Annotated in this window: 27 protein-coding genes; 13 read left to right on the forward strand and 14 right to left on the reverse strand. The window is 40.9% G+C overall.

The annotated features are described in order from the left end of the window. Nucleotides 1-44: 44 nt before the first annotated feature. Complete coding sequence (locus NFR46_RS00075; protein WP_251573775.1) at nt 45-656, forward strand: helix-turn-helix domain-containing protein; 612 nt, start codon at nt 45-47, stop codon at nt 654-656. A 63-nt stretch (nt 657-719) separates the two neighbouring features. Here NFR46_RS00075 and NFR46_RS00080 read toward each other — a convergent pair whose 3' ends face one another. After that, nucleotides 720-1,106 (reverse strand): DUF488 domain-containing protein, encoded by a 387-nt coding sequence (locus NFR46_RS00080; RefSeq protein WP_251573777.1) that lies wholly within the window; start codon nt 1,104-1,106, stop codon nt 720-722. Nucleotides 1,107-1,170: 64 nt separating this feature from the next. On the opposite strand from NFR46_RS00080, the gene NFR46_RS00085 reads away from it, so the two are divergent. The 7 genes from NFR46_RS00085 to NFR46_RS00115 all read left to right on the forward strand — a co-directional run bounded on the left by NFR46_RS00085 (nt 1,171) and on the right by NFR46_RS00115 (nt 8,148). Beyond that, a complete protein-coding gene (locus NFR46_RS00085; RefSeq protein ID WP_251573779.1) occupies nt 1,171-1,806 on the forward strand; it encodes a DNA-3-methyladenine glycosylase in 636 nt (211 codons plus the stop codon). 2 nt (nt 1,807-1,808) lie between these two features. After that, nucleotides 1,809-2,984 (forward strand): ATP-binding protein, encoded by a 1,176-nt coding sequence (locus NFR46_RS00090; protein WP_251573780.1) that lies wholly within the window; start codon nt 1,809-1,811, stop codon nt 2,982-2,984. Next, on the forward strand, nt 2,981-4,282 hold the full coding sequence (locus NFR46_RS00095) for a vWA domain-containing protein (RefSeq protein ID WP_251573783.1): 1,302 nt from the start codon (nt 2,981-2,983) through the stop codon (nt 4,280-4,282). Before NFR46_RS00090 ends, NFR46_RS00095 begins: the two co-directional genes overlap by 4 nt. Then, a complete protein-coding gene (locus tag NFR46_RS00100) occupies nt 4,279-4,572 on the forward strand; it encodes a hypothetical protein (RefSeq protein WP_251573785.1) in 294 nt (97 codons plus the stop codon). The genes NFR46_RS00095 and NFR46_RS00100 overlap by 4 nt, the downstream gene beginning before the upstream one ends. Before the next feature lie 45 nt (nt 4,573-4,617). Further along, nucleotides 4,618-6,531, forward strand: a complete 1,914-nt coding sequence (locus NFR46_RS00105; RefSeq protein WP_420908559.1) for a M13 family metallopeptidase — start codon at nt 4,618-4,620, stop codon at nt 6,529-6,531. Between the two features lie 391 nt (nt 6,532-6,922). Beyond that, nucleotides 6,923-7,549 carry a helix-turn-helix domain-containing protein gene (locus NFR46_RS00110; RefSeq protein ID WP_251573789.1) on the forward strand — a complete coding sequence of 209 codons (627 nt, stop codon included), beginning with the start codon at nt 6,923-6,925 and terminating at the stop codon, nt 7,547-7,549. Nucleotides 7,550-7,638: 89 nt separating this feature from the next. Then, nucleotides 7,639-8,148, forward strand: coding sequence for an O-acetyl-ADP-ribose deacetylase (locus NFR46_RS00115; protein WP_102167929.1), 510 nt, complete (start codon nt 7,639-7,641; stop codon nt 8,146-8,148). 49 nt (nt 8,149-8,197) lie between these two features. On the opposite strand, the gene NFR46_RS00120 is transcribed toward NFR46_RS00115, so the two are convergent. The 9 genes from NFR46_RS00120 to greA all read right to left on the reverse strand — a co-directional run bounded on the left by NFR46_RS00120 (nt 8,198) and on the right by greA (nt 17,047). Then, nucleotides 8,198-8,968 (reverse strand): ABC transporter permease, encoded by a 771-nt coding sequence (locus NFR46_RS00120; RefSeq protein ID WP_102167928.1) that lies wholly within the window; start codon nt 8,966-8,968, stop codon nt 8,198-8,200. Between the two features lie 12 nt (nt 8,969-8,980). Next, nucleotides 8,981-9,730, reverse strand: a complete 750-nt coding sequence (locus NFR46_RS00125) for an ABC transporter permease (protein WP_251573790.1) — start codon at nt 9,728-9,730, stop codon at nt 8,981-8,983. Further along, the gene (locus NFR46_RS00130) at nt 9,720-10,607 is read right to left on the reverse strand and encodes an ABC transporter ATP-binding protein (protein WP_191912818.1); all 888 of its coding nucleotides are present in this window, start codon (nt 10,605-10,607) and stop codon (nt 9,720-9,722) included. Before NFR46_RS00130 ends, NFR46_RS00125 begins: the two co-directional genes overlap by 11 nt. Before the next feature lie 125 nt (nt 10,608-10,732). Further along, on the reverse strand, nt 10,733-12,670 hold the full coding sequence (locus tag NFR46_RS00135; RefSeq protein ID WP_251573792.1) for an FtsX-like permease family protein: 1,938 nt from the start codon (nt 12,668-12,670) through the stop codon (nt 10,733-10,735). A 2-nt stretch (nt 12,671-12,672) separates the two neighbouring features. Continuing rightward, nucleotides 12,673-13,428: an ABC transporter ATP-binding protein gene (locus NFR46_RS00140; RefSeq protein ID WP_251573794.1), complete on the reverse strand. Its 756-nt coding sequence runs from the start codon at nt 13,426-13,428 to the stop codon at nt 12,673-12,675. A 365-nt stretch (nt 13,429-13,793) separates the two neighbouring features. Next, complete coding sequence (locus tag NFR46_RS00145) at nt 13,794-14,780, reverse strand: sensor histidine kinase (RefSeq protein WP_251573796.1); 987 nt, start codon at nt 14,778-14,780, stop codon at nt 13,794-13,796. Next, complete coding sequence (locus tag NFR46_RS00150) at nt 14,770-15,453, reverse strand: response regulator transcription factor (protein ID WP_251573797.1); 684 nt, start codon at nt 15,451-15,453, stop codon at nt 14,770-14,772. Before NFR46_RS00150 ends, NFR46_RS00145 begins: the two co-directional genes overlap by 11 nt. Nucleotides 15,454-15,554: 101 nt before the next feature. Further along, nucleotides 15,555-16,307 (reverse strand): nicotinamide riboside transporter PnuC, encoded by a 753-nt coding sequence (pnuC, locus tag NFR46_RS00155; RefSeq protein WP_251573799.1) that lies wholly within the window; start codon nt 16,305-16,307, stop codon nt 15,555-15,557. Nucleotides 16,308-16,528: 221 nt separating this feature from the next. After that, nucleotides 16,529-17,047: a transcription elongation factor GreA gene (greA, locus tag NFR46_RS00160; protein WP_191912814.1), complete on the reverse strand. Its 519-nt coding sequence runs from the start codon at nt 17,045-17,047 to the stop codon at nt 16,529-16,531. A gap of 107 nt (nt 17,048-17,154) precedes the next feature. Here greA and NFR46_RS00165 point away from each other — a divergent pair, with 107 nt between their 5' ends. Genes NFR46_RS00165 through NFR46_RS00175 form a run of 3 tightly spaced genes read left to right on the forward strand, consistent with a single transcriptional unit; the run spans nt 17,155 to nt 19,813 of the window. Further along, nucleotides 17,155-18,303: a hypothetical protein gene (locus NFR46_RS00165; RefSeq protein ID WP_251573801.1), complete on the forward strand. Its 1,149-nt coding sequence runs from the start codon at nt 17,155-17,157 to the stop codon at nt 18,301-18,303. 38 nt (nt 18,304-18,341) lie between these two features. Further along, a complete protein-coding gene (locus NFR46_RS00170) occupies nt 18,342-18,668 on the forward strand; it encodes a hypothetical protein (protein ID WP_251573802.1) in 327 nt (108 codons plus the stop codon). 5 nt (nt 18,669-18,673) lie between these two features. After that, nucleotides 18,674-19,813, forward strand: a complete 1,140-nt coding sequence (locus NFR46_RS00175) for a glycerate kinase family protein (RefSeq protein WP_251573804.1) — start codon at nt 18,674-18,676, stop codon at nt 19,811-19,813. Between the two features lie 40 nt (nt 19,814-19,853). Here the strand turns inward: NFR46_RS00175 and NFR46_RS00180 are convergent, their stop codons facing one another. From NFR46_RS00180 to NFR46_RS00195, 4 genes are all read right to left on the reverse strand, one after another. Next, nucleotides 19,854-20,081: a hypothetical protein gene (locus NFR46_RS00180; RefSeq protein ID WP_251573806.1), complete on the reverse strand. Its 228-nt coding sequence runs from the start codon at nt 20,079-20,081 to the stop codon at nt 19,854-19,856. Nucleotides 20,082-20,095: 14 nt separating this feature from the next. Next, nucleotides 20,096-20,602, reverse strand: coding sequence for a YbhB/YbcL family Raf kinase inhibitor-like protein (locus tag NFR46_RS00185; RefSeq protein WP_251573808.1), 507 nt, complete (start codon nt 20,600-20,602; stop codon nt 20,096-20,098). Nucleotides 20,603-20,615: 13 nt separating this feature from the next. Continuing rightward, complete coding sequence (locus NFR46_RS00190; protein WP_251573809.1) at nt 20,616-21,401, reverse strand: tyrosine-protein phosphatase; 786 nt, start codon at nt 21,399-21,401, stop codon at nt 20,616-20,618. Between the two features lie 69 nt (nt 21,402-21,470). Further along, the gene (locus tag NFR46_RS00195; protein ID WP_420908569.1) at nt 21,471-22,424 is read right to left on the reverse strand and encodes a GDSL-type esterase/lipase family protein; all 954 of its coding nucleotides are present in this window, start codon (nt 22,422-22,424) and stop codon (nt 21,471-21,473) included. Between the two features lie 227 nt (nt 22,425-22,651). Here NFR46_RS00195 and NFR46_RS00200 point away from each other — a divergent pair, with 227 nt between their 5' ends. Together NFR46_RS00200 and NFR46_RS00205 are read left to right on the forward strand one after the other, a co-directional pair. Beyond that, nucleotides 22,652-23,830: a galactokinase gene (locus NFR46_RS00200; protein WP_251573811.1), complete on the forward strand. Its 1,179-nt coding sequence runs from the start codon at nt 22,652-22,654 to the stop codon at nt 23,828-23,830. A gap of 128 nt (nt 23,831-23,958) precedes the next feature. Further along, nucleotides 23,959-25,407 carry a UDP-glucose--hexose-1-phosphate uridylyltransferase gene (locus NFR46_RS00205; protein WP_251573812.1) on the forward strand — a complete coding sequence of 483 codons (1,449 nt, stop codon included), beginning with the start codon at nt 23,959-23,961 and terminating at the stop codon, nt 25,405-25,407. The last annotated feature ends 63 nt before the right edge of the window (nt 25,408-25,470 follow it).

Below are 25,470 nucleotides of genomic sequence, written 5' to 3' on the forward strand. Positions count from 1 at the left end.
TAATATACTTACTTCAGCTTATTTGAAGAAGGGGAAAATGAATTATGAATTTTGGTACACAGCTACGGAAACGACGGGAAAAACTTGGCTTAACCCAAACTGACATTGCTAACAGGTTATTCGTAACACGACAGACAATCTCGAACTGGGAGCAGGGTAAAAGCTATCCTGACCTTAATATGTTAGTAAAGATTAGTGAGGAGTATAAGATTTCGGTTGATTCGTTACTAAAGAATGATGGTCAACTGAAAGGGTATTTAGAGCAAGGAAAGGCTTATAATACATTCAACATTTTTCAAGGATTATTTACCGTACTGTATGGATTATTCTTCCTGATAACAGGAGAACTAAACTATGATTCCTCCGTAACCCAATTTTGTCTGTGGGGAATTATTATTATCTTCTTAATTTTTTTTATTTACGGAGAATACACGAAACCGTTTTTCCTCGGAATAAACCAGAAAACATATTGGCTAAAACGGTCGAAAGTCAGACGAGAACGATCGTTACTTGGTAAATCGTGCAATGTGTTGTTATTAGCTATTATGTTTCTCATGGTAGTGATGAAGAATATTGCCGATTGCTTATTGATGATGGAATTGACGATTGCCGGGCTGATGTATATTTTTCAGAAATACATGTGGAAACAAACTTAGAGCGTTTTTGCATTCTAAAAAAGCTACTAACTTATCCATAATGGAGGTTAGTAGCTTCTTTTGTTACTTGATTGCATGGACCTTAACACCTAAGTCAGCAGCAAGTTTATCTGCAAGAACTACTGCTTGGTTGTGCTCTTCATCTTTGGCACCGTAAAGGAGGATTACATTTTGTGATTTTAACTCTTCCTGAACAATCGCACGGAGAGTGTTGTAGTAAGAAGGTGTAGCCGCAATTTCATTGAGGTAGCGTTCCTTAAATTCTGGGAAACGAGCAACATCGTGACCATACCATTTTCGTAAATCATTGCTTGGAGCCACTTCTTTCAGCCAGCGATCAAGATGGGCTTTTTCTTTTGAAATTCCACGAGGCCAAATTCGGTCGACAAGGATTCGGTAGCCATCTAAATCAGCAGGCTTTGTATAAATTCTTTCTAACTTTAGTTCCATTATAGTGAATCCCCCTCAAATTAGTGATACTTTTAGAATAGTACAAGTTGAGGAGGAATCAAGGATGCTGACAAAATATCAACAGTTTTTTACTGGTCGATCCACTGAGAAAATTGCCCAATCGTTATTAGGAAAGAAGATTGTTTATACCAATTCTGATGGTACAAAGACTGGTGGACTGATTGTTGAAACTGAAGCCTATCTTGGCGAAAATGATTCCGCTTCGCATGCATACAATAGTCGCCGGACAAATTATTCGGAATCGCTATATGGTAACCCGGGAAATATTTATATTTATCAGATTCGCGGACACTATTGTTTTGATGTGGTTGTTCAAGATGCGGAAGAACCACAGGGAGTGCTTATTCGGGGGTTAGAACCAACCATTAACCAAGAACAGATGGCAACTAACCGGAAAATGAGTGGATTTAATATTAGTAATGGGCCTGCTAAACTAGTTCAGGCATTGGGGATTCATTCGCGAGCGCTTGATGGAAAGCCACTAGAAACAAGTCCCCTTACAATTGATATCACAGCTGGTAAAAAGCCACGAGAAATCGTTACGGGTAGCCGGATTGGGGTGAATTTAAACGGTAAGGATGGCCTAAAACCTTATCGCTTCTATGTTAAAGGGAATCCCTATGTTTCAGGATTGCGAAAACGAGAAATGAACTTAGAAGATTATGGATGGGAGGAATAAGATTGGCCTTAACGTACCAACAGCTTTTGATTACGGTCCCATTAGTTTTACGTGCCGGTAATGTTCCGAGCATTGTTGGTGAGGCTGGATTAGGAAAAACTGCCTTAGTTGAAGAGGTTGCCGAAAAGATGGATGCAAAGTTGTTCACGACGGTGGTTAGTTTAAGCGAAAAAGGTGACCTCGCAATTCCAGTTCCCCCATTAACTAGTGATTCATTTGTTGAGACAAAAAATCATGGCCGGTTAGCGAATGTTCAATTTGGGTATTCTGAAACACTGGTATCGATTATTCGATACGCTGAAGAGAATCCCAACCAAGCAATTATTTGGTTTCTTGATGAGTTTAATCGAGGACCGCAAGCTGTTCAAAGTGAATTGATGAACCTGGTTTTACAACGACAAATTAATAGCCTTCACCTGCCAGAAACGGTTAAGATCGTAATTGCTGAGAATCCAGACAATACTATGGAAGGCTTTGAAAATAGTGAGTATGCAGTTTCAACTGGAGATGCGGCGATTAAGGACCGGACAGTTCGGCTTGTAATGACTAGTTCGACTAACGAATGGTTGGAATGGGCAAAAAAGCCGTTAAAACAAGGTGGCCGGTCACAAATTAACCCGTTGGTGATTGAGTATTTAACTCGGTATCCTAGTCGGCTAGTTCAGCCTCACCAGTTTGGCTCAGATTTAACGCCAACACCACGGGCATGGGAACGGGTTTCGAGAAACCTTGATCAGTTACAAAAACTTCCGAATGAGCTTCAAACACAGCTAGCGCCTGATCTCTTTAGTGGTGATCTAGGTACAGAAATAGGAGTTTCATTTGCCGAGTTTGTGCAAGCGCATGGGGTACGGTTACAAGTAACCGATATGATAAGGAAAATTGAATTAGAAGTAGATTTTCAACAACTAGAAGAAGCTGATAAATTAGCTCTTTTACGTGAATGGGTTGAAAAATATCCGGAAACCTTGGCTCAAAATAGTGGAGCAGCAAACTTTAGTGCATATTTAGCGGATATTAGTCCAGACGGGCAGTATGCACTAGTTCAACAAGTTGGTGAAAATGACGAACTTCTAAATAAGATGTACGCTACTGCAAAGGGAAATCCAGCGGGAGCAGTTGCTGAGTTGTATGAAATCGGGGCACAAATCGCAACCTATGGAGATAAGGGTAAATGAACCAGTTAGTAAAAATGCTGGAACAATTACGGCATAATCCTCAAGATAGCGAACTTGCTCAACGAGTTCTAACTCAGGCCATTATTCAGATTTTACAAAGTCAACGGGTCCTCGGGGAAGTCCTTCTTCAAGTTCCACGGCGGATTGTTTCCTACCAGAACCCGAAAGCAGTTGTTGGCTTGTTTTGGCGGAAGGATCAGGTTGAATTAAGGGTTGCTTCAGATAAATTAGCAGATTTACGAAGTGACGAAGTAGTGATCTTGCTAGAGCATGAAGCACTTCATCTCTTATGGCAGCATCCCCTCCGTTACGCAAATTCGCCGACTCCCGAGTTAGTGCAACTAGCAACTGATATTGCAGTTAACCAGTATCTTCCAGAAGTTCCACGGGAAACAATGACTTTAGCCCAACTACAACGATGCTTACATCGGCAAATCTCGCCGTACCAAGATTCGAGTGTTTATCTTCGTCTTTTGCAAAGTTTACCAGAGAAGGATAAAAGAAAGTTACGGAAACTTGGTGAACGGGAAATTCAACAAGCTGCAAATGATAAGTTGATGAAGACTTATCAAGAGACACATCAGGGATGGCAACTAGGTAGTAGTCAGCTTAATCCTGGCAACCAACAGCTGCGGTTAGCTCAATTAAAGAAAATTCTCCGGCAAGCGTGGCAAAATACTCCAAAAAAGGATCGGGGATTACTTCCGGGGGATGTCATGGAAACCTTGACTGAACTTAAATCAAAATCACAATTTAACTGGCAACGATTAGTTAGCCGGCAATTGGGAACGATTGCTGCGGGAAGAGAAGAAGTTGCCTACCGATTTAATCGTCGACAACCTTGGCGGATGGAACTTCCGGGAACAGTGAGTCGTCTTGTGCCCCGAATCCTGGTTTTTGTTGATAACTCAGGTTCAGTAACCGATGAAGAGCTAGTAAAAGTATTAAGTCAAATTAGTTTTTTGGCTAATAGCGATCAATTACCATTAGAAATTTATCCGTTTGATGCCCGAGTTCATTCTGAACAGCGACAGAAAATTGCGAATGGAAGACGGGTTAAGTTTCAACGAATTGGCGGGGGCGGAACAAGTTTCCAGTGTATTTTTGACTTTCTCCACGCGCAAAATGTAAATCCTACTAATTCATTAGTTTTAATTATGACTGATGGCTGGGGTGAGGAGAGTGTTAATACGTATAATTTCCGACATGTTGATTGGTTGTTAACAGGAGCGACAACAGATTTATCTATTCACCATCCGGTTGGTCGTATTTTTAGTCTAAAGAAGGGAACAGAATGACCGAATTATTAAAACCAACAGTAATGAAACAAATTTTAACTCATTCAAAAGAGTATCAACGTGCATTAAAACTCCTCAATGTTGATTGGAATTTAGGTAACCAGATGCTTTTTCGGGACCGGGTTACTGGGGCAGATGTAATGTTAGCTCGTCAACTACAACAACACCACCTGATAGTTGGCAATGTTAATCTTGATGATTATCAAGCGGTTGGGCAGTTATTAAACCAGCATTCTCAATGGTTCAGTGCTGCTGCACGACACGAACTCTTGAAACCGTTTAATGGTTAGTACCCAATTAAAAATAGTATAATGAAATTATGATTAATAAGGAGGATGAAGAGCGTGACAGTGAACGAACAAGAAATCAAAAAAGACCTGTACGATGCGGTTAATGGAGAATGGCTAAAGACTGCTAAAATTCCTGATGATAAACCGGCTACTGGTGGTTTTAACGATTTGGTAGATGAAATTGATAAGCAACTGATGGATGATCTCGATGCTTACGCGCAAGGCAAGGAGAAGAGTGACGATCCACGGTTTAATGAAATGGTAAAGTTGTACCGAATTGCGAAGAAGTTTGACTTCCGGAAAAAGGTTGGCCCACGACCACTAAAGCGGATGTTGACCGGTGTTGAAGAATTAAAGTCATATGATGAGTACCAGGGGCAATGGTGGAACTGGATTATGGTGGGGATGCCATCGCCAGTTGCCTTTGATATTGATGCTGATATGAAGAATGCAACTGTTTATGCGCTCTTTGCTGCGGCACCATCCCTAATTCTTCCAGATAAGAGTTACTATGAGGAAGGGAAGAAGGAACAACACGATCAGCTTCTAGAATTGTGGTCCTCAATGGTTACTGCATTAATGGATAAGCTTGGCTACGATAAAGATGAAGCCGCAAAGCATATTGAAAACGCCAAAAAGTTTGATGCCCTTCTTGCACCGAATGTCAAAAGTGCGGAAGAAGCAGCTGACTACAGTAAAATGTACAACCCACAAACTGTGGATGAACTAGCTAGTTCAACGGATCAACTTGATTTGTCTGATGTGATTAAGCGGTTAGTAGGAACAACCCCTGAAAAGGTAATTGTTACTGAGCCGGAATATTTTAAGGCCTTAGACGGGATTTTGAAAGATCACTTTGAATTATTTAAGAGCTGGGCACTAATTAATGTTATTCGGGCGAATGCAAGCTACCTTGATGATGAGATGCGTGAAATTAACGGCCGGTATAGTCGGGCGCTTTCTGGTAGTAAAAAGCCAATCAATCAGCGGAAATTTGCTTATTACTTGGCACGGGATGTCTTTAGCCAAGTAATGGGTGACTATTACGGGAAAAAGTACTTTGGTCCCCAAGCCAAGGAAGACGTTCACCATATGGTTGAGCAGATGATCAAGGTATACAAGGACCGACTAGCTAACAATGACTGGTTAAGTAAGGCTACCCGTGATAAGGCGATCTTGAAGTTAGATAAATTAGGCATTCAGGTCGGGTACCCGGATAAGATTCCAGCCCTTTATGATCAAATTAAAATTGATGAAGGTGAGTCATTAATTGCAAACCTCAATCAAGCCAACATTGTCGCAAATCGCGAGATGTTTAGTCGGTGGAATAAGCCGGTTGACCGGATGCGTTGGGAAATGAGTGCGGCAACCGTAAACGCATATTATCACCCGTTTAAGAATATTATCGTCTTCCCGGCCGCAATCTTGCAGGCACCATTCTATTCACTAAAGCAAAGTAGTAGTGAGAATTATGGTGGAATTGGCGCGGTAATTGCTCACGAAATTTCTCACGCCTTTGATAATAACGGGGCCCTCTTTGATGAATTAGGGAACCTCAATAACTGGTGGACAGAAGAAGATTCTGCCCATTTCAAGCAGTTAGCACAAAAGATGATCAAAGAATTTGATGGAATTGAATTTGCCGGTCAAAAAGTTAATGGGAAGTTGACCGTTTCCGAAAACATTGCTGATGCTGGTGGATTGAGCTGTGCCTTAGAAGCCGCCAAGCAAGAAGATGACTTTGACGCCAAGAAGTTCTTTATTAACTGGGCAACAATTTGGCGAATGAAAGCCACTAAGCAGTATGAACAACTATTGCTTTCCATTGACGTTCACGCTCCACAAAAGCTCCGGGCTAATGTTCAAGCCGAAAGCCTCGATGACTTCTACTCCGCTTTCAACATCCAACCTAACGACCCCATGTTCAAAGCTCCCGAAGATCGGGTGAATATATGGTAAAGAGAAGAGTGTGTGAGCCGCAACGAACTAGCAATCGAGTACTAAGGAATCCCGGACGATGATTGTTTACAATCAAGGACGGGATAGTTAGACGGAGATTGCGGTCACGGCTAACAGTCCTTGGTAATGTTGCATTAGAACTGTTAGCTCTAGGAAGGTTAGGCTGATCACGTTTTAGCTATGCTGCAGTAGGACTTATTGCGGTCGTGTTAGCAATGCTACACTTCTAAAGTAAGTTCATAAAAAGTTCTACTTGTCTTGTATGAGTAGACAAGCGGAACTTTTTTGTTGCCATGATCCTTAGCGTGACATTTAACGCACTTTTGGTTATCTTGGTATCAAGAATTATTTCCCGGGAAATTAATTTGATATCGGTGGAGGTTAATTATAGATGAATTTTGCTCAAAAAATGAAATCTTATCGACAGAAGAATAACTGGACGCAGCAAGAGGTTGCTGAAAGACTAAATGTTTCACGAAAAACAATTTCCAGTTGGGAAAATAGTCGAAGTTATCCTGATGTTTTTATGCTGGTTCAAGTTAGTGACCTCTATCGTGTAAGTTTAGATGATTTATTACGGGAGGATCATAAAATGATTGATAACTATAAACAAGAACATGAAATAAATAAAAAAGAACGCCAGACTTTTATCTTTAGTTACATTATTAACGTTATTATGTCAGTAATTTTATTAGCAAAGCCTGTGATAATGGGTAACTTAACTCTGCGAAAGTTTACGTGGGTATTAGTATTAGCGCTAATTTTCAACACGGTTGTTCTTCTAAAGTATATTGACTGGAAAAGGTTGAAGATGAAGTACGGATTCTATATTTGTTGGCTTGTCTTGGCTGTGATGCAATTTGAGCTAACGGCTTCGTCACTTTCAGTAATGCCAGGAGATATCCATAACTATTTAGGATATGTTTCTGGAAGAATTACGGGATATATTTTATTCGGCTTTTGCGTTACCGCTACAATTTGGCTATATCCGCAATTTAAATCCAAAATTGAACAATAGGAATCGACAGAGGAATTAAATCTTTGAAAGAGGGGATTTAGTTCCTCTTAAGTTCTATAATAAAAAATATCAGGACAGGAGGGAGAACAATGCACCAACTTAAAGCAATCCAAGGAGATATCACTCAGGTCCACGTGGATGCGATTGTCAACGCTGCTAATACGACATTACTTGGTGGCGGTGGGGTTGATGGGGCAATCCATCGGGCTGCTGGACCAGGACTGTATGCCGCTTGCTTACAATTTCATGGCTGTCCAACCGGTGAGGCGCGGATTACACATGGCTTTCGTCTACCAGCAAAGTATGTTATCCATACTCCAGGACCAATTTGGCATGGTGGCAATAATGGTGAAGATAAATTATTAGCTAATTCATACCGAAACAGTTTGCAGCTTGCTGAAGAAAATGATTGTCATACGGTAGCATTTCCCTCGATTAGTACTGGAGTGTATGCCTTTCCTTTAGCTCGGGCTGCCCATATTGCCATCACAACAATCCGTGACTTTCTTAAAACAAGTCAGGTTGTTGCTGAAGTTGAAATGGTTTGTTTTGATCCAACCACCTATGCAGCTTACCAAAGAGAAATCAAAGAAGAATAGTAAAAATAAACTTCAAGAACTTAATTGCGAAGCTCTTGAAGTTTATTTTTTAAAATCGTTTTCTTCTAAACGCTAAGTATCCTAGTCCTGAAATCAAAACGATATAGCAACAAGTTCCCCAGAAGAGTTGGCTGTTAGAAAGCATGGAAGTGGGGTGATAGGATGCGTAGTTATAATATTGAGTTGTGAGATTAGTCATGTTAAGGGGATTCCACTTGAGAATTTGATCGATTCCCAAGTTAGCGTTTAGTAAACTTGCAGAAAAGCCCCTCCCCATAAAAATGATAATCGCGTTAATCGCAATAACAATTGCATCGGAGTTGATCAGACAAGAGAAGAGACACAGTAAGCTGATAATTAACGTTGAAGTTATGATGTCAATACCAGTCGTCGCCAGCATATTTACTACTAGTGGCTGATGGTATTTATAAATACTTGTCCACGATACTGGTGCATTGAGAAGCGGAATAATATTTAAAAGAACGGTAAAGATAATTGCTAAAAGGTGAAGAGCTACGTTATAGATAAATAGTGCAATGTACTTTGCCATAAAGGTCGCTAGCTTGCTCGATGAATGATAAATCAGTGCAAGGATCGTATTGTTTTGAAATTCTGTTGAAAAAATAGTTGATCCAAGGATGACAAGAATTAGCATAATAATGTCGCTGGAATTGTAGCAGGTCATCACGAGCAGATTGGAATAATCTCTTCCCATTGCCAATCCCATAATAATCATTAAACCGATCATTATCACGGGCATCCACCAAGTGAGTTTGCGGTGACTGAGTTTATAAAGTTCACGGTGTAATTCGGGATACATACTTGTCCCTCCCTATTTTTGGTAGTTTTTAAAGGCCCACAATCCCAAAATAATGAATAGTAGGGTATAGCAACCATTACCGAGAAGTAATTCAAAATTACTGAGATGGGTAATTTTAATTGTACTTTGATTAGATAGTTGAACAATGATGTTAATCATATTGAGTGGGTTCCACGCCCATAATTGTTTCGGAAGGATATTCATTAATAGCCCAGAAAAGTTAGCTCCCAAAAAATCGACTGCGAGACCGATAATGATGACAATTGAATTTGACTTTAACAGGATAACCAAAAGTAGTGAGAGCGAAATGGTAAACATTAGGTAGATAAAGGCGCCTAGAAAGTTATATCCTAACGCGACGATCAGGGGATAACCATGAAAACTATCAGACCACGAATAGTTATTTCCTAGAAACAGCATCAAAATCAGTGAGCAGACAAAACCAGCCAACAACAGAGTAATCCCATAAGCTACTAGAGTAATCAATTTAGCAAGGTAAATGGTAAACGGATGGTTGCTTCTAAAAAGAAGCGTGACCATTGTATTATTACGATATTCCATTGAAATAAAGTCGGCACTAACAGCGACCATGATGATTGTGCACCATTGAATAGCCCCAAATCCTTGAGTGATTAAGAAAGGGTTAACCTTGTATGAAGGAATACTGCTGTAAAGCATTAGGGCAATCATAACAAGAAAGCCATAAAGAGGAGTTCGCTGGTGAGTGAATTTATAAATTTCTCGTGACAAACTATTTCCCATTTGAATTCTCCCGCCTTTCTTTAAGGACAGTAATGATTTTCTTTTCGAAAGATGGGACGTTAGGAACAAGCTCCCGTAACCAGATCTGGTTTTCGAATAGTATTTGCTGGATTTGAGAGAGCGCGTCCTTATTAACAATTAGTCCAGCAGAGGTAGGAATCACGGTAATGGAATTAGCAGTTAATAACTTAATGGCGGTTTGATTGTCAGTGGTCACCAAGCGATATTGCTGACTGTCTCTTTCTTGGAATTGGGAAACTGGAACATCCATAATGATATGTCCCTGGTTTAAAATGATTACGGAAGTCATTACCTTTTGCAGTTCGCTTAAAACATGGCTTGAAATAAGAAATGCGGTTCCCTTGTGTGCATACTCGTGAATTATTTTTCTAATAAGAATAGTGGTTTCGATGTCTAAACCATTCATTGGTTCATCTAAGATCACAAACTGGGGATGGTTAAGCAGGGCTAATGCGATCCCTAATTTTTGTTTCATCCCAATTGAATAGCTTTTAGCTTGGCGCTGAATGTAAGAATTCATTTGTAGCTTAGTAATTAACTCTGCGACCTCGTCCTTATCAGTTGAATAGAGGGAGAGATTATCCTTTCCGCTTAAAAATGGGTAAATTGCAGGGTTCTCGATTAAGGCACCAACATTTTGCAGCGCCTTGTGATTATTGGCAGTAATGGGCTGATTGTTAAAAGAAATCGATCCAGTGAATTTTGTTAGACCCAGAAGAGTTTTCATAATGGTTGTTTTACCTGCGCCGTTTGGTCCGATTAATCCCACGATTTCACCCGGCTTGATACTAAATGAAGCATTCTCGATTATCTGCTTACGACCATAGAAAATATTAAGATTCTTCACGGTTAGCATTGAATCATCTCCCCAATAAGTTGAATTCACCTTAATTCTATATGGGGGGGTTCATTAATCAATAGGTGAACAAACTAAAAACTCTTAGTATGCTGAATCTGGCAATACTAAGAGCTTTTTTGGGATTAATTTTCCTCAATTTGACTGTCAACGATTTGACGATATGTGCGGGTAGTCAATCCATAGAGAATAAGGTAAAGGATAAGGAGACTGATTGCTACAATTATTCCCACAGTGATCATTAGCGGAAGGTTATAGAAGTTAAGTTGGATCATGATTTGCCGAATTGCCGGAATGGCAAAGCAAAGGTTAACGATTGCACCAACTACGGGAAGAAGGAAGACCATCAAGACCTGACTGTGAATACTTTTAACGGTTTCCTTTTCACTAAGCCCAACCTGTTGCATTGTCTTAAATCGTTTCCGGTCAGCATACCCTTCAGAAATTTGCTTGAAGTAAATGACGATTGTTGTTGTGATTGCTAGTGCCAGGCTGATGAGGATTCCAACGAAAACTAGTCCACCGTAGAGGCAGTTAACCAAAGACGTAATCGTTGCCTTACCGGTAAATGAAAGATTATTAATCCTAAGCTTTGCTTGTAAGGCGTTTTCGAATTTAATTCGTTGCTTTTGGCTTCCTGGTAATTGGTAATTAAAAGTGGTTACGCTGGTTAATGGTAAAGACTTCGGAAGCTTATTAGCGATAATAAAGGTCGGGGTATAAATACTATGATCGGGATTGAAGTATCCTGAGAAGCGCTGAAGCTTTCTTGCATGATACTTTTGATCATTAACGATCAGTGCCCCAGCGTGCCCTTTATTATTGGTATAGGTCAAGGCTTCATTACCTGCGAGATGGACATGCTGATCAGTGATGCGGTTATATTCTTTGGTTGTTAATAAAATTACCGAACTGCTGGTTTTATTGTCCATTTTTTGAATGCTGCCCTGACTAATGAATTTGTTATCCCGCCAGTAACCATATTGCGGAGTTGTCATTTTGTAAGTTAGGTAATGATTAATTTTAGCGTGGTGTTGACGAGCAGTGGTGTTGATTATTCTTTTCTGCTCTTTTGTTAATCCTTGATTGCTTGTAATTACAACGTCTTCTGGGGCGTAGGATTTAACCGTACTACTAATCCCAACGTAAAGGGTAATTGAAGTGAAGAGAATTACAAGGATTGAACTACAAAGCAAACAAATAGTGGCAAGACTAGCACCGTTTTGCTGCATTCGCTGGATCATTCCAGAAACAGCAATGAAATGGCGAGGCTTGTAGTAGAAGTGGCTGTTTTTCTGGAGTAATTTTAAGAGAATGATGCTCCCGATGATAAACACTAGGTAGGTACCGATTACTAACAGAATTACTGCTAAAAGGAAATGTGAGATAGCAGAAATCTTGGGCTTAATTGTGAGGGTAATGTAGTATGCCCAGATTAAAAGAGCAAAGCCTAAGAGCCCGGCGATTGAATATAAAATGCCATGACGTTTTGGTGTTACTGCTTCGGGATGCCAGAGTTGGTTTGGAGTTAACCGGTGGAGTTTGACTAGATCAATCATCATAATGATCGCGAAGAGGCATCCGGTTAAAATAATTGTTTTGGTAATTGCTGATGAAACGAACCAAGGTTGAGAGATGTGCCCAATATTTAAAAGATAGCCAAAGCCAAGGAAGGCTAATTTTTCAAAAATGATCCCAAAGACTAATCCGGCAACGAGGCTAATAACCATTAAATAGCACTTCTCGATAATTGTCAGGAGTTGAAGATTATGACTGGTCATTCCTAACATGCTATAAAGTCCGATCTCCCGGCTCCGTTGCTGCCAAAGAAAGCGATTGACATAGATTAGGAATGCTAAGGTAACGAGGAAAATGAACTTGAAACCAAGATCCAACATTGCTGAAGTAACAGCCCCAGTATTAAGTTTCTTTAAGCTTGAGTTAGCTTCAATTGCGAGAAAAATGTAGTTAATAGTGACAAGCATAGTGGTCGCCATTAGGTAGGGACCATAACTTCGCATGTTTCGCTTAAAACTAGAATTGATTAATTTAAAGTACAGCATCCTTATTCACCACCGTTCGTAAGGGTCATCATTGTATTACTAATCTGCTCTTGGTATTCCTTAAGCGAGTCATCGCCACGGAATAATTCATGGTAAATTCTGCCGTCTTTAATAAAAAGAGTTCGCTTAGCATGACTAGCAGCGGCAGCACTATGGGTAACCATGATGATTGTTTGTCCATTACCGTTAACGGTATCAAAGAGATCAAGAATTTCGTTACTGGTATTTGAATCAAGGGCACCGGTTGGTTCGTCAGCTAACAGGAGATCGGGTTGAGCAATTAATGCCCGAGCAATTGCTACCCGTTGTTGTTGACCACCAGATGTTTCTGTTGGAAAGCGATCAATGATTTGGTTAATTCCTAATGCTTTAGCAAGCGGCTTAACCCGTTTAGTCATTTCTGCTACGGAAACCTGGGCTAGAACCAATGGGAGGTATATGTTATCTCGGTTGGAAAGACTATCCAGGAGATTAAAGTGCTGGAAAATAAAACCAAGGTGTTCGCGACGGTACTTAGCTGCCTCGTCAGTAGTCAGTTCGCTTAAATCTTGCCCGTTTAATAGAATTTCACCAGCACTAGCCTTTTCTAAGGTTGCGATAATATTCAACAAGGTGCTTTTCCCAGCGCCAGATTCACCCATGATTGCGATGTATTCACCAGCGTTAACGTCAAAGCTAATATCTTTGAGTGCGTGAACTGGGTGAGCTGAATTAGCATTATATGTTCGTTTAATGTGGCTAAGGTGTAAGAGGTTCATGATGATTGATCCTTTCTTTGATGGTTGCGTTTGTGAGGATTGGGTAACTGAGTTAAAATGTGCTTCGCTTTAATGTTTCTAATGCAACATAGTCAAAACGTGTTTGCCAGGAACTTGCTAGAGCTAACGTTCTAGGCAACTGAGTCGAAACGCGTTCAGCCTAAGCTCCCTCAAGATAACGACCTCTCTCCTAGGTGGTAGCCGCCTTCGTCGAGAGAAATCGTTATCATCCGGGAGCTTTTTACGGCTTCACGCTCTATTTCACGGCTCACACTCTATCATTATTATAAAAAGGCTCTCCGGCAATTGGTACTTACAGAATTGCGGAGAACCTTACAGAATTGTAATGTTTACGGACTGTGTTGTTACTTTTTAATGGCTTTGTGTTTGACATTATTTCCTGGGAAATGGAGAGTAGCACAAGTTCCCTGACCGGTTTTGGACGTGATTGTTAGATCAAAATTTAGTTGGACGGTGATCTTCTTAACTAAATATAGGCCCATCCCCGTTGATTTAGTTGTTTGGTGACCGTTTTTTCCAGAAAAGCCGTTGTCATATATTCGTGGGAGATCGCTGCTGGAGATTCCAACCCCTTGATCAATAATTTGCAGGCTATTATCAACCCAATTAAAGAAAATTGCTGTTCCATTAGGCGAATATTTAATGGCGTTTGCTAGAAGCTGGTTGATACAGAAGCGGAGCCACTTTCTGTCAGTTAAGACAGAGATTCCATTAAGGTGCTGGAGTTTGGGAACGATCTGGCGACTAATGAAAACAGAAGAGTTTTGCTTCAGGATCGTCATGATGAATGCTTGAAGGTTGATCCATTCAAAATTAAAATCATTGCTAGGCATTGCGAGCCGTTCATCATTTAATAACATTTCTAAATGGTAGTCTGCTTGCTGGATAGCTTGACGAATTACCTTGCTGGGGACCATATCGTTATTTTCCGCGGCTGCCTGTAGACTGGTCAATGAATTTTTGATTTCGTGAGAGTACAGTTCAACATGATCTAACTGCTCTTGTTGATGATTATGCAAGCTTCGGATTAAATGATCGCTTTTCCGTCGTTGTAACTTATTAGTGTGGAGAAGTTGAGCTTCAATTGGAGTGTTTGCGAGGATGTCCTGTTCCTTAGTGATTGCTTTTAGCCGTTTAGCAGATTGGTAGCTGTTGATGAAGAACCAGATTACTAGGAAGGGTAAGCTAAAGCGAATAACGTCCCAGAAAAAGCTTTGGGGGATGTAGTACAAAATTGTTAAGAGCTTAATAATCCCGAGAAGAAAAAGGTAAACAATGGTAAGTGGTAAAAATGACTTTAATTGGTAGAACCAGAATTTTTTATTTTGCATGACGGGTCACCAACCGATAGCCAATTCCACGTTCAGTTCGCAGATTATCATTCAAATTGACAGTTGCTAGTTTAGACCGCAGTCGACTGATATTAACGTTTAAAGTATTATCATTAAGGAATTTACCACCCTGCCAAAGCCATTCAAGAAGTTGCTCCTTAGTAACCGTTTGATTTAGGTGGGTAATAAGGACGCTGAGAAGGGCGCTTTCAGTGGGAGATAATTGAACAGTTCCCTTGGGTGTCGTTAGTTCATTAGTGAGTGAATTAAGATCATTCGTGTCCCAATTGAGGCTGTCCACATTGCCCGGTTCCTGACTTCTCCGGAGAAGCGCCTGGATTTTAGCTAGCAGGACAGCAGTAGAAAAGGGCTTCATGATGTAATCGTCAGCTCCAGAGGCGATTGCGTGCATAATATTACTATCAATATCCGCTGCTGAAATAACAATAATCGGTGCTTTTGTAATTTGCCGCACAGCACTAATCCAATAAAAACCGTCAAAAGTTGGTAGGGTAATATCAAATAAGATTAGGTCAGGGTCAGCTTCTTCCACTTCGTCCGCCACGTGATCCCAATTTTTAACGGTGATGATTGTGTGTTTCCATTTTGCTAATTCAGTTCTGATCGTTTTGAGAATTGTGGGATTGTCTTCCACAACGAATACTTTAGCCATTTTTGAACCCCCAAAAAAGTCAAATAACTAATCAGATCATACATTAAGAAAATCCCCAACTCAAATCACAAGGACCTGAGTTGGGGACTAGTAAGTTTATGTTAAGCTTGAGTATTTAAGTTAGCAGAGTACTTAGCTTCTTCTTTTTCAAGCCGGGCACGTTCACGCTTGTTGTACCATGGTGAAATAGTGAAGGCTAAGACATCATTGATGATGTAAACCATACTGTTAACGGCCATTGCTAATGAAGCATCACCTTGGGCAAATGTGATTCCCCAAAGAACCATCTGGAAGATTCCGGAAGCCAACCACCAGAAGTATTGGTTGTTGTACCGGAGGAAACAGATAACACCAGCAGTTAAACTAATTGAGAAGCTAATAGCATCGATCCATGGCCGTGGATCGTTAGTTAAAGCACCGATCAGGTAACCAGAAACAAGGTAAACAGCAATTGTTGAAAGAATTGCAATGACCCAAGTTTTACCGGTGAATTTCCGGATTTTGGAGACCATGTTTATATTCCAATTAGCAGAAAGCAGGACTGGAATATCTAGAGTAACAACGTAAGCAAGCTGTTCACCAATACTGAGATAGTTTTTGGCGCTGAAACCAACAATGATAAAACAGATAGCAGAGAGGATTCCCAACCAACCGTTAACGGATTTAGCAGCATTAATTGCTAAGATACAAAGAACTCCCAGTGTTGTTCCGATAAAGGTAATTACCGTGATCCAGGTAATTTTATCGTTTACCAAGGTCATTACCTGACAGCCAAGGCTGAAGAAAAACAGGTAGTAGTTTTGTTGAGGCCAACCCTTAAGCTGGTGAGCGAGAAAGTGTAAATAGTTCTTCATTACTCAAAGTCTCCTATATCAATATATTGTGTCCACGTTAAATGAATAAAAACAAAAAATACAATATGTTGTGGACAACGTGCGAACGCAACGAGATCTAGTATAGCATTCTTCGCTAGCGAAACAAGCAGAAAAACAGCCGATTAATCAGTCGATATTTGCCTTAATTAGGTTAGTGCAGGGGGCCGAGTTAATTTCAAAATATTTTTTCCAAAACTGGTTTAAACTGATTCCTCAGGTGAGGTTAATCGAACGGCTAAAATTTTAACCTGGTAGGTAGACTGTGGTGCCTGAACGGAAACTGTCTGCCCAACTTTTTGATGCAGTAGTGCTTGTCCAAGCGGTGAGTCAAATGAAATCTTTTGCTTTTGCAAATCAGCTTCTTGCTTACCAACAATCGTATAGTCGACCCGTTCATCATCGTCTATAAATTGAAGGGTGACTGTAGTTCCAAGATCGATGGTTTGTGAGTCAGTAGGTTTGATGATTTCCGCATATTGAAGTTGCTTATTTAAGTAGCGCAACCGGCTTTCCAAATGACGCAATTCACGCTTAGCTGTACTATACTCGGTGTTTTCTGATAAGTCACCAAGAGCTCGGGCGGCTTTTAATTGAGCAATCTTGGCGGGACGCTGTGCTTGCAGCTTTTCGATTTCCTGCTCAATTTCGTGATAGCCGGTTGGTGTCATTTTTTGAAAATATACGTGAGCCATTGCTTCTTGGATCTTTTTACGTTGCATTAAAAATCGCTCCTTGTCGTCTTGCTGGCGGCCTAATTAATTGTTCATCTGTAATTATGATATGATAGAGAAGATAATTCAATTTTTGATGGAGGAATAATTGGGAAATGAGCGAACAGGAAGAACATATTAAAGGGTTCTTAAATTCGTCCACGTATGACCAGTTATCTGCTAATCAGCAGAAACATGCTCAAAATATTTTGACCCGGTTCAATAAGTATATGACCGAAGAGCACCAACTGGATGATACCGCGTGGACACCCCAAGCGGTTCAACAAGTAATGGTTGGTCAATTTATTGCTGATCCAGCGTTAACTAATTCGTTTGGAATTGCCGTGTCACCAGTGCTGAAGGCTTATCAAAAGTTCTTGGGGAATAAGCAATTAGGTGCAATTGAAAATGCCATTGATGATCAACGACCAATGATGAATAAGTGTCGAAAAGCACACCAAACATTAGCTGAAATGAATGGTCAGCCGGAGAAAAAAGCTTCAATAGCGAAGAAAACTGTTGCAAAGACGGCAACCCAGAAAGGGCAAAAGACAACTAGTGAAGAAGTACAACAACCAAGCGCACCAGCAAAGTTGATCCCAGCCGGCAAAATGAAGCAGGAAATTTCTCGGATCAAAAAAGAAGTTGCAACTGCTCCAGAATTTAAGGGGAAAGACCTTAGCATTGCTGATCAGCAGTACTTGGTAGTTGAATTCTTACAATTAATGTACCAAGAATGTCACCAGGGCCTAAATCAATGGCGCTTCAATGACTTGCAATTGGTATTGGGGATGATGATGCCATTAGATCCTAACATTACTAAGCTAGAGATCTTAAACATTGTTCCAACTGCCCAAGCATTGTTTGACTACCTAAAGCGGACTGACCAAATTGATATGGAACAGTATCGGGTTGCTTTAAAGTCGATTGCCTATATGCAAACATCACAGAACATGTTAGCTTCGATGGAACGTCGTCAACGGACCACTCAATTGATGCTTTCGTATATCCAGAGTCAAGGTGTTGATACCGATGACGTGAAAAAGACGGAGAAGTGGATGGATGCCCACCAATCAGAGGTTGCTACCTTTATGCGGTCAATCCTTAGCCCGTGGGGTGAATATGAACGTCAACAACTTCATAAACGTCAGCAAGCTTCTCAACAACAGGTACCGGTTGAAAAAGATCGTCAGTTGTTACGAAAGAAGAGGGCTCCCCAAGGAATTAAGTTTAGTAAGAAGCGGCGAAAGAGACGAAAAAAATAGTCAGTCGCTCATTTTAAGATGAAAGGAAGCGGAGACTAGTGAGTGAATACATTCCTGAAAATATGGAAGAAGTAGCTGTTCAGGTCGCTAAGCACCAAGTTCACGGTGAAAAAGTGACACCTGAAGAAGTGATTGAACAAGCAGTTCCTGATATTCTTCAAGCATTATTAGATGAAGCACTTGAAGGCCGTTATGATGAAGTGAAGCGTGATGGTGATAAACTAATCGTAACGGACGTGATGGGCGAACAAGTTGGCGTAGTAACACCAAAAGGAAAGAATTTTGTTGACGATTTTAAGACTGATTCTGACAGCTTAATCAATTATCTTGAAGCGCAAGTCGCTCATATAGTTGGAGGACGGTAAAACTAATGAAAATTATAATTGCTCCCGATTCTTTTAAAGGGAGTCTGACTGCTCGCCAAGCAGCAAATGCGATTGCTCAGGGATTAAAAAGTGCTATTCCGGATGCGGATTACGATTTAATTCCAATTGCTGATGGTGGTGAAGGGACGGTAGAAGCATTAGTAACCGCTACAAATGGTCGAGTAATTACCGTACCTGCACATGATCCTAATGGGAACGTAATTAAGGCTTCGTTCGGGATCCTTGGTAATTCAAACACCGCTGTTATTGAAACCGCTGCTGCGAGCGGGATCCAGTATTTAAATTCCCAGAGTAACCCATTAACGGTTAATACGTTTGGGACTGGAGAATTAATTAAAGCTGCACTGGATCAAAATGTTAAGCGAATTATTGTTGGCCTTGGTGGTAGCGGGACAACAGACGGTGGTGTTGGAATGATCCGTGCGCTTGGTGCCCATTTTTACGGTCAGGATGACCAAGAACTTTTAGCTGGTGGTGATGAATTATCTCGACTGGAAAGAATCGGTTTGTCTGAGCTAGATCCACGGTTAGCTAAGACTGAAATAATTCTTGCCGCAGACGTGACTAATCCACTGACAGGAAAAGAAGGGGCAGTCACCGTGTTTGGGCCACAAAAAGGGGTAACTAAAGAAGTGATCCCGCACTTGGATCAAGCGTTGCAAAATTACGCTAAAGTAATCCATCGTGATACCGGAAAAAATGTTGCTAATCTTGCTGGTGCAGGAGCTGCGGGTGGACTTGGCGCAGCCTTCTTGGCCTTTACAAATGCGCAAATTAAGTCTGGAATTCAAACAATCCTGAATGCTAGTAATTTTGAACAGCGGGTAAAAAATGCTGATGTTGTAATTACTGGTGAAGGTCAATTAGATTACCAAACCCAATTTGGAAAGGTACCATATGGGGTAGCTAAACTTGCTAAGGAAGTTTCTCCGGAAGTAGTAGTAATTGCCGTTGCTGCAAGTTTAGGAGAGCGGGCTACTGACCTATACCAAACAGGGATGATTGATGGAGTATTTGCTAGCCAAACTACCGTTAAACCTCTATCCGTAGCTATTCAAGAAGCTGCAAGCGATCTTGAGATTACTTCTCAAGGAATCGGTCATTTAATAAGGGCATTTAGATAAAAATAACGAGGTCGGTGAATTATTCACCGACCTCGTTATTCTATACTCGCTTTTTAACCTCATATGCCTTAACTTTATCAGCCTTTGGTTCGGGTTGCGCATCCTTAGCATAGAAGATCGCATACTCCTCATCATCTGGACCTTTAGCAATGACGAGATCATCAGCTTCACGTTCACGTTTGAAGATTTGCCCTTTCCGCACGGCTTCATTGTAGTCATGAATATTGGCGATTGAATCACCAGGGTTAAAGAAAATTCTTGTTTCCATTTGTTTGTTCCTCCTTATGCACGACTTGGAATATCAAATTTAGCTTGGGCTAAAATGTGATCTTTAGCGGTATGGATAAAGTCATTTAGCCAGTACCGGTTCTCAAGTGGTAATTGCTCATCAAGTGCGTAAACCTTTAATGTATAATGATGAGTTTTATCAGGTGGTTGCGGACCAACATAACCACTAGAAATGGCAGGATTACCATTAACTAAAGAACCAGCATTACTGTTGTTTCCTTGAACAAATTTGTCGCTTAGTTCTCGGCTAGCATTTGCTGGAATAGTGGTCATTGTGGTAGGAATATTTGCCGCCAACCAGTGGATCCAAGTAAAACCACAAACCGGAACAGAATCATAGTCAACGAAAACAATGGCAAAGTTTTTCGTTGTAGTCGGGGCGTCACTAATTTTGATTGGAAATGATTTGATTGGGTGATCGGCTAACATTGAATTAGCTGGAGCATATTTCCCATACTCATCGGCTAACATTCCGTTAACAAGCGGGACAGAAATTTTCATTAAAATCACTCCTCTAAGCTAAGTATAACTGTTGCAATTCTTTAAGATCATCTGAAGATAAACCAAGATATTCTTTTAAATAACTTTGAACATTTCCATAATTGGTATTGATTAACCCGATTGCCCGTTTGATGTAGTCGGGAGAGACTGAGCCGAGAGCCCGGCGGTTTTCTACGACAATCTCACTTTCGCCCTTATCGCGAAGTCTTTGAAGCCACTGTTCTCGAAAATCGTGAGTGGCGTCATTGGTCAGAAGGTAATCCTGAAGAATCACTTTTTCCGGTACCTGAAGGGCGCTTAGGATAAAATAGGCAGCCATTCCCGTGCGGTCCTTTCCTGCAGTGCAGTGAAAGAGGCTAGCTTGAGTCGGCTCGTTGCTCAAAAGGAGCTTAAACAATTGCTGGTAAGCTGCTTTTGCGGTTGGTACTTCTACCATCCGTCGATAAACATCGAGCATGTGCTGGTAACCATTTCCCGGTTTCAGGATCCGACTCATAATCTCTTCATCGCTGTGTGAAGCATCGGTTTCATCAGATTTAAACACGGGAAGATGGTAGTAATTAGCAGTTTGGGGAAGTTTATCTGGCGCTTGCTTAACTTCTTCGGGGGCCCGTAAGTCAATATCAATTGTAACGGGGATCGCTGCTAAAGTATTTAAATCATGTTCGTTTAAGTTGGCAAGGGAACCGGAACGAATTAACCGGTGCCATTTTACATGACGTCCATCAGTAGTTTCGTAGCCACCCAGATCACGGAAGTTATGACCGCTCTGAATGTCTAGTAGGCGTTGATCCGTCATGGCAAAACCTCCTTCATTAGGACAATAAAATACTCACTTGTCCTAAGTACTTTACTTTATAATTGTACCCTACTTTAGCCAGTTTGATAACTTCTGTGCTAAACGGACGCCACTTTTTGTTGCTCCTGGCTGATCGGGGTGTAAACCATCAGTATAAGTTGTACACCATCCCGTGGTTTCAATTACTGGTAGCTGGTGGTTACCTGCTAGGCGACGAATAGGCTCCGCAAAGGTTTGACTAAACGGAATCATGATGAGAATCGGGGTAGTTGGAAAAAGAGAAGTAACAAGTGAGAGAAAGTGATCATAACGGCTAGTAAATTGCTCTAATGGGAAACGGCGATCATTAACTCCGAGATTGATGACCACTAAATCAGGATTATTGGCTTTCCAAGGAGTAGAGGCGTCAAGATAAGTTAAGAAATGTTCTGCAGTTGGCACCCCGCCCGTAGCCTGACGCAAGACACCACCCGCAGAATAGGCGATCCGGACGTCAGTAGCATGGAGGAGGTCAACAGCTGTTCCTACATAATTGCTCTCTGGGCGGTAGTCATAGGAGGCATGGTGCCCTGCAACCCAGCATCCTGCAGTGATTGAGTCACCAATAAAGTCAATTACAGGAACGGTTGAGGCACTTTCTAAAGTTCCCTGATCAATTTCAACTGAACTAATCGCAAACCCTTGATTACCACTCCATACCCGATCAAGATCTGTATTTCCAGCGGTTATGATTTCAATTAGGTGGGATTCAGGATTAGTTTTAATCTTCCAGCTATTTTGACTTGCCTGCTCCCGGCGCCACGGACCGTTGTCGATTCGCCAAGCATATATTTGTGAAGGTGAAAGTTCATTCCGGTTGTCTAACACATTAACCGTTAGTTTACTTACACCGTTAGTGGTAAAACGTAGTCGGCTACCGAGGTTAGTAGTATAGAGGGTAGAGACACTGTTTATTTCTTTGATGAACCAACGACCATGTTGGGGAATTAAGTTGTAAAGAGAACGCGGGGAGTAGTAATTCACGATAAATATTCCTTTCGTCATTTAAATAATTATAAAACTTTAGAACTTGCTAATGAGGACTAAATTAGCGGTATGACAGCTTTTTGCAGAAAGCGTTTTCAATGTTAACCATTCAAAAATGAAAGCGCTTGTTGACAAATGAGGTAAAAGAGTCTAAATTATAGTTTAGTAAAAGTTTACTAATTTGTTTAGCCACTTTGTTTAAGTGGTCATGGAGGTATTTTGACATGGATAAGCAAGATTTTCTTAAAGAATATCAAGACACATTTAAGGAACCCGGAAAGGACGTTTTCTTCTCTCCCGGTCGGATTAATGTGATTGGTGAACACACGGATTACAATGGTGGTCATGTTTTCCCATGTGCAATTAGTATTGGTACTTATGGTGTTTACGGTCCACGTGAAGACACTACGGTAGCAATCTATTCAGCTAATTCAGCTAAGGTTGAAAATAGTAAGATCATTACTTTTGATATTAATGATGAACAACCACAATCAGCTGATGATGAAAAGTGGGTTAACTACTTTAAGGGGATGCTTGTTTACCTTAAGCAACGCGGTTACAAGATTGACCACGGCTTTAACCTATACATTCATGGCTACTTACCATACGGTTCTGGCCTTTCATCCTCAGCCTCAATTGAAATGCTGATGGGGGACATTTTAAAGGAAGAATTCAATTTGGACATTGATGAGATCGATCTCGTTAAGCTTGGTCAAAAGACTGAAAATGACTTTGTTGGGTTGAATTCTGGAATCATGGACCAATTTGCTGTTGGAATGGGGAAGAAAGATAATGCTATCTTCCTCGACTGCAATAGTTTGGAATACAAGTACTTACCACTTGAATTGGGCGACTATGAAATTATTATCATGAGTACTAATAAGACCCACTCATTAGCTGGTTCAAAGTACAACGAACGTGTTCAAGAATGTGAGGAAGCTGTAAAGCGTCTCAGCAAGAAGTTAGATATTAACAAACTTGGTGAAATTGATCCAGAAACATTTGATCAATACACTTACTTAATTAATGATGATATTTTAATTCGCCGTGCGCGTCACGCTGTTAGTGAAAATGAACGGACTAAGCGTGCCATCGATGCAATGGAAAAGGGCGATCTTGAAGAACTTGGCCGGTTAATCAACGCTTCTCATGTTTCATTGAAGTATGACTACGAAGTTACTGGTAAGGAACTTGATACTTTGGCAGAAAACGCTTGGGATCAACCAGGATGCCTTGGTGCTCGGATGGTCGGCGGTGGATTTGCCGGTAGTGCAATTGCCATCGTTAAGAAGTCTGAAGCCGAAAACTTCAAGAAGAACATTGGTAAGATTTACCGTGACAAGATTGGTTACGACGCCAGCTTCTACGATGCCGAAGTTGTCGACGGACCACACAAGTTATAAGAGTGCGAAGCCAGTAAAGGACTTGCAGTTGCCTAGAACGTTCGAGGGAGTTTAGGCTGAGCACATTTCAGCTATATTGCCTAGAACAGGCTTGAGAAAAGAATTAAAGTGAGTGGGGGAATTAAAAGATGAAGTTAATCGAAAAATTTGCTGATGATGTAATTGCCAGTGGAGCATATAAGCCACTTGATAAGATTTATGTAATGAACAAGATTCGTGGCTTTGTTGGCGACGAAGATGTTGATGGTAATGAAGACCAACCGGTTGTTGCCCAATTAGTTGATCTAGCTGTTAAGCGGGGCAAGATTGAGGACGGTCAAACAGAACGGGAAATTTTGAATGATCAGCTTTATGACTTAATGACACCACGTCCATCTGTTGTTAATGAAGAGTTCTGGGAAAAATATCAACAATCTCCAGATACTGCTACTAACTGGTTCTACAAGTTAATGACATCAAATGATTACGTTAAGGTTGCTGCGATTAAGAAGAATATTGTTTTCGATCGCCCAACTAAGTACGGTAATCTTGAAATTACTATTAATCTTTCAAAGCCAGAAAAGGATCCAAAGGCGATTGCGGCTGCTGCTCATGACACCAAAAAGAAGTACCCACAGTGTGCCCTTTGCATGGAAAATGAAGGTTACAAGGGTCGTCTTGGACAAGCGGCACGGAGTAATCACCGGGTAATTCGGATGATGATTGGTGGTCATAAGTGGGGCTTCCAATACTCACCATATGCTTACTTCAATGAACACTGCATTTTCCTTGATAGCAAACACGAACCAATGCAAATTAATCGGCAAACTTTAATTAATTTAGTGAAAATTGAAAAGCAATTGCCAGCCTACTTTGTTGGTTCTAATGCCGACTTACCAATTGTTGGTGGTTCCATGTTGGCCCACGAACACTACCAAGGTGGTCGTCACAGCTTTCCAATGATGAAGGCTGAAATCAAGAAGCCATTGCACTTTGACGAATATCCTGATGTTGAATCCGGGATTGTTAACTGGCCAATGAGTGATATTCGGTTAACTAGTGCCAACACGACTGAACTAATTAACCTTGGTTCTCATATTATTGACGTTTGGGATCACTATGATGATGAAAGCCTTTCATTGAAGGCCTTTGACGGTGATACTCGTCACCACACAGTTACCCCAATTATGCACCGTGATGGGAAGAAGTTTGTTCTTGACCTTGTTTTACGTGATAACAACACTAGTGACAAGTACCCACTAGGTATCTTCCACCCACACGAAAAGTTATGGCACATCAAGAAGGAAAACATCGGTTTAATCGAAGTTATGGGCCGGGCAATCTTACCAGCACGGTTAAAAGATGAATTAGCTGAAGTTAAGAAGTTCTGGTTAGGCGAAGCAAATAATATTGCTGATAGTCACCTTCCATGGGCTAAGGAAATCGCTGAAAAGATGGATGTTAACGCTGATAACGTTGATGAAATTATGGAACAAGAATTAGCTAATGTTTTTGCTAACGTTCTTGAAAATGCCGGTGTCTTTAAGGATGATGAAGCCGGAAATGCTGGCTGGGATCGCTTTATCGCTCAATTATAATTCGGTCTAGACAAGTTAAAGGTGCTCCGGGTAAAATAAGTTCTAAAATAAAAAAGGAAGGGG

It is taken from the genome of Limosilactobacillus agrestimuris (genome assembly GCF_943193105.1).
Lineage (GTDB): Bacteria > Bacillota > Bacilli > Lactobacillales > Lactobacillaceae > Limosilactobacillus > Limosilactobacillus agrestimuris.

Coding starts and splice junctions, on each gene's coding strand:
- NFR46_RS00120 (WP_102167928.1), bottom strand. CDS start 8,968: ATGTATCCCGAATTACACCGTGAACTTTATAAACTCAGTCACCGCAAA.
- NFR46_RS00095 (WP_251573783.1), top strand. CDS start 2,981: ATGAACCAGTTAGTAAAAATGCTGGAACAATTACGGCATAATCCTCAA.
- NFR46_RS00085 (WP_251573779.1), top strand. CDS start 1,171: ATGCTGACAAAATATCAACAGTTTTTTACTGGTCGATCCACTGAGAAA.
- greA (WP_191912814.1), bottom strand. CDS start 17,047: ATGCAACGTAAAAAGATCCAAGAAGCAATGGCTCACGTATATTTTCAA.
- NFR46_RS00145 (WP_251573796.1), bottom strand. CDS start 14,780: ATGCAAAATAAAAAATTCTGGTTCTACCAATTAAAGTCATTTTTACCA.
- NFR46_RS00105 (WP_420908559.1), top strand. CDS start 4,618: ATGAAGAGCGTGACAGTGAACGAACAAGAAATCAAAAAAGACCTGTAC.
- NFR46_RS00125 (WP_251573790.1), bottom strand. CDS start 9,730: ATGGGAAATAGTTTGTCACGAGAAATTTATAAATTCACTCACCAGCGA.
- NFR46_RS00175 (WP_251573804.1), top strand. CDS start 18,674: ATGAAAATTATAATTGCTCCCGATTCTTTTAAAGGGAGTCTGACTGCT.
- pnuC (WP_251573799.1), bottom strand. CDS start 16,307: ATGAAGAACTATTTACACTTTCTCGCTCACCAGCTTAAGGGTTGGCCT.
- NFR46_RS00180 (WP_251573806.1), bottom strand. CDS start 20,081: ATGGAAACAAGAATTTTCTTTAACCCTGGTGATTCAATCGCCAATATT.
- NFR46_RS00135 (WP_251573792.1), bottom strand. CDS start 12,670: ATGCTGTACTTTAAATTAATCAATTCTAGTTTTAAGCGAAACATGCGA.
- NFR46_RS00185 (WP_251573808.1), bottom strand. CDS start 20,602: ATGAAAATTTCTGTCCCGCTTGTTAACGGAATGTTAGCCGATGAGTAT.
- NFR46_RS00100 (WP_251573785.1), top strand. CDS start 4,279: ATGACCGAATTATTAAAACCAACAGTAATGAAACAAATTTTAACTCAT.
- NFR46_RS00205 (WP_251573812.1), top strand. CDS start 23,959: ATGAAGTTAATCGAAAAATTTGCTGATGATGTAATTGCCAGTGGAGCA.
- NFR46_RS00080 (WP_251573777.1), bottom strand. CDS start 1,106: ATGGAACTAAAGTTAGAAAGAATTTATACAAAGCCTGCTGATTTAGAT.
- NFR46_RS00110 (WP_251573789.1), top strand. CDS start 6,923: ATGAATTTTGCTCAAAAAATGAAATCTTATCGACAGAAGAATAACTGG.
- NFR46_RS00165 (WP_251573801.1), top strand. CDS start 17,155: ATGAGCGAACAGGAAGAACATATTAAAGGGTTCTTAAATTCGTCCACG.
- NFR46_RS00190 (WP_251573809.1), bottom strand. CDS start 21,401: ATGACGGATCAACGCCTACTAGACATTCAGAGCGGTCATAACTTCCGT.
- NFR46_RS00140 (WP_251573794.1), bottom strand. CDS start 13,428: ATGAACCTCTTACACCTTAGCCACATTAAACGAACATATAATGCTAAT.
- NFR46_RS00200 (WP_251573811.1), top strand. CDS start 22,652: ATGGATAAGCAAGATTTTCTTAAAGAATATCAAGACACATTTAAGGAA.
- NFR46_RS00130 (WP_191912818.1), bottom strand. CDS start 10,607: ATGCTAACCGTGAAGAATCTTAATATTTTCTATGGTCGTAAGCAGATA.
- NFR46_RS00115 (WP_102167929.1), top strand. CDS start 7,639: ATGCACCAACTTAAAGCAATCCAAGGAGATATCACTCAGGTCCACGTG.
- NFR46_RS00150 (WP_251573797.1), bottom strand. CDS start 15,453: ATGGCTAAAGTATTCGTTGTGGAAGACAATCCCACAATTCTCAAAACG.
- NFR46_RS00075 (WP_251573775.1), top strand. CDS start 45: ATGAATTTTGGTACACAGCTACGGAAACGACGGGAAAAACTTGGCTTA.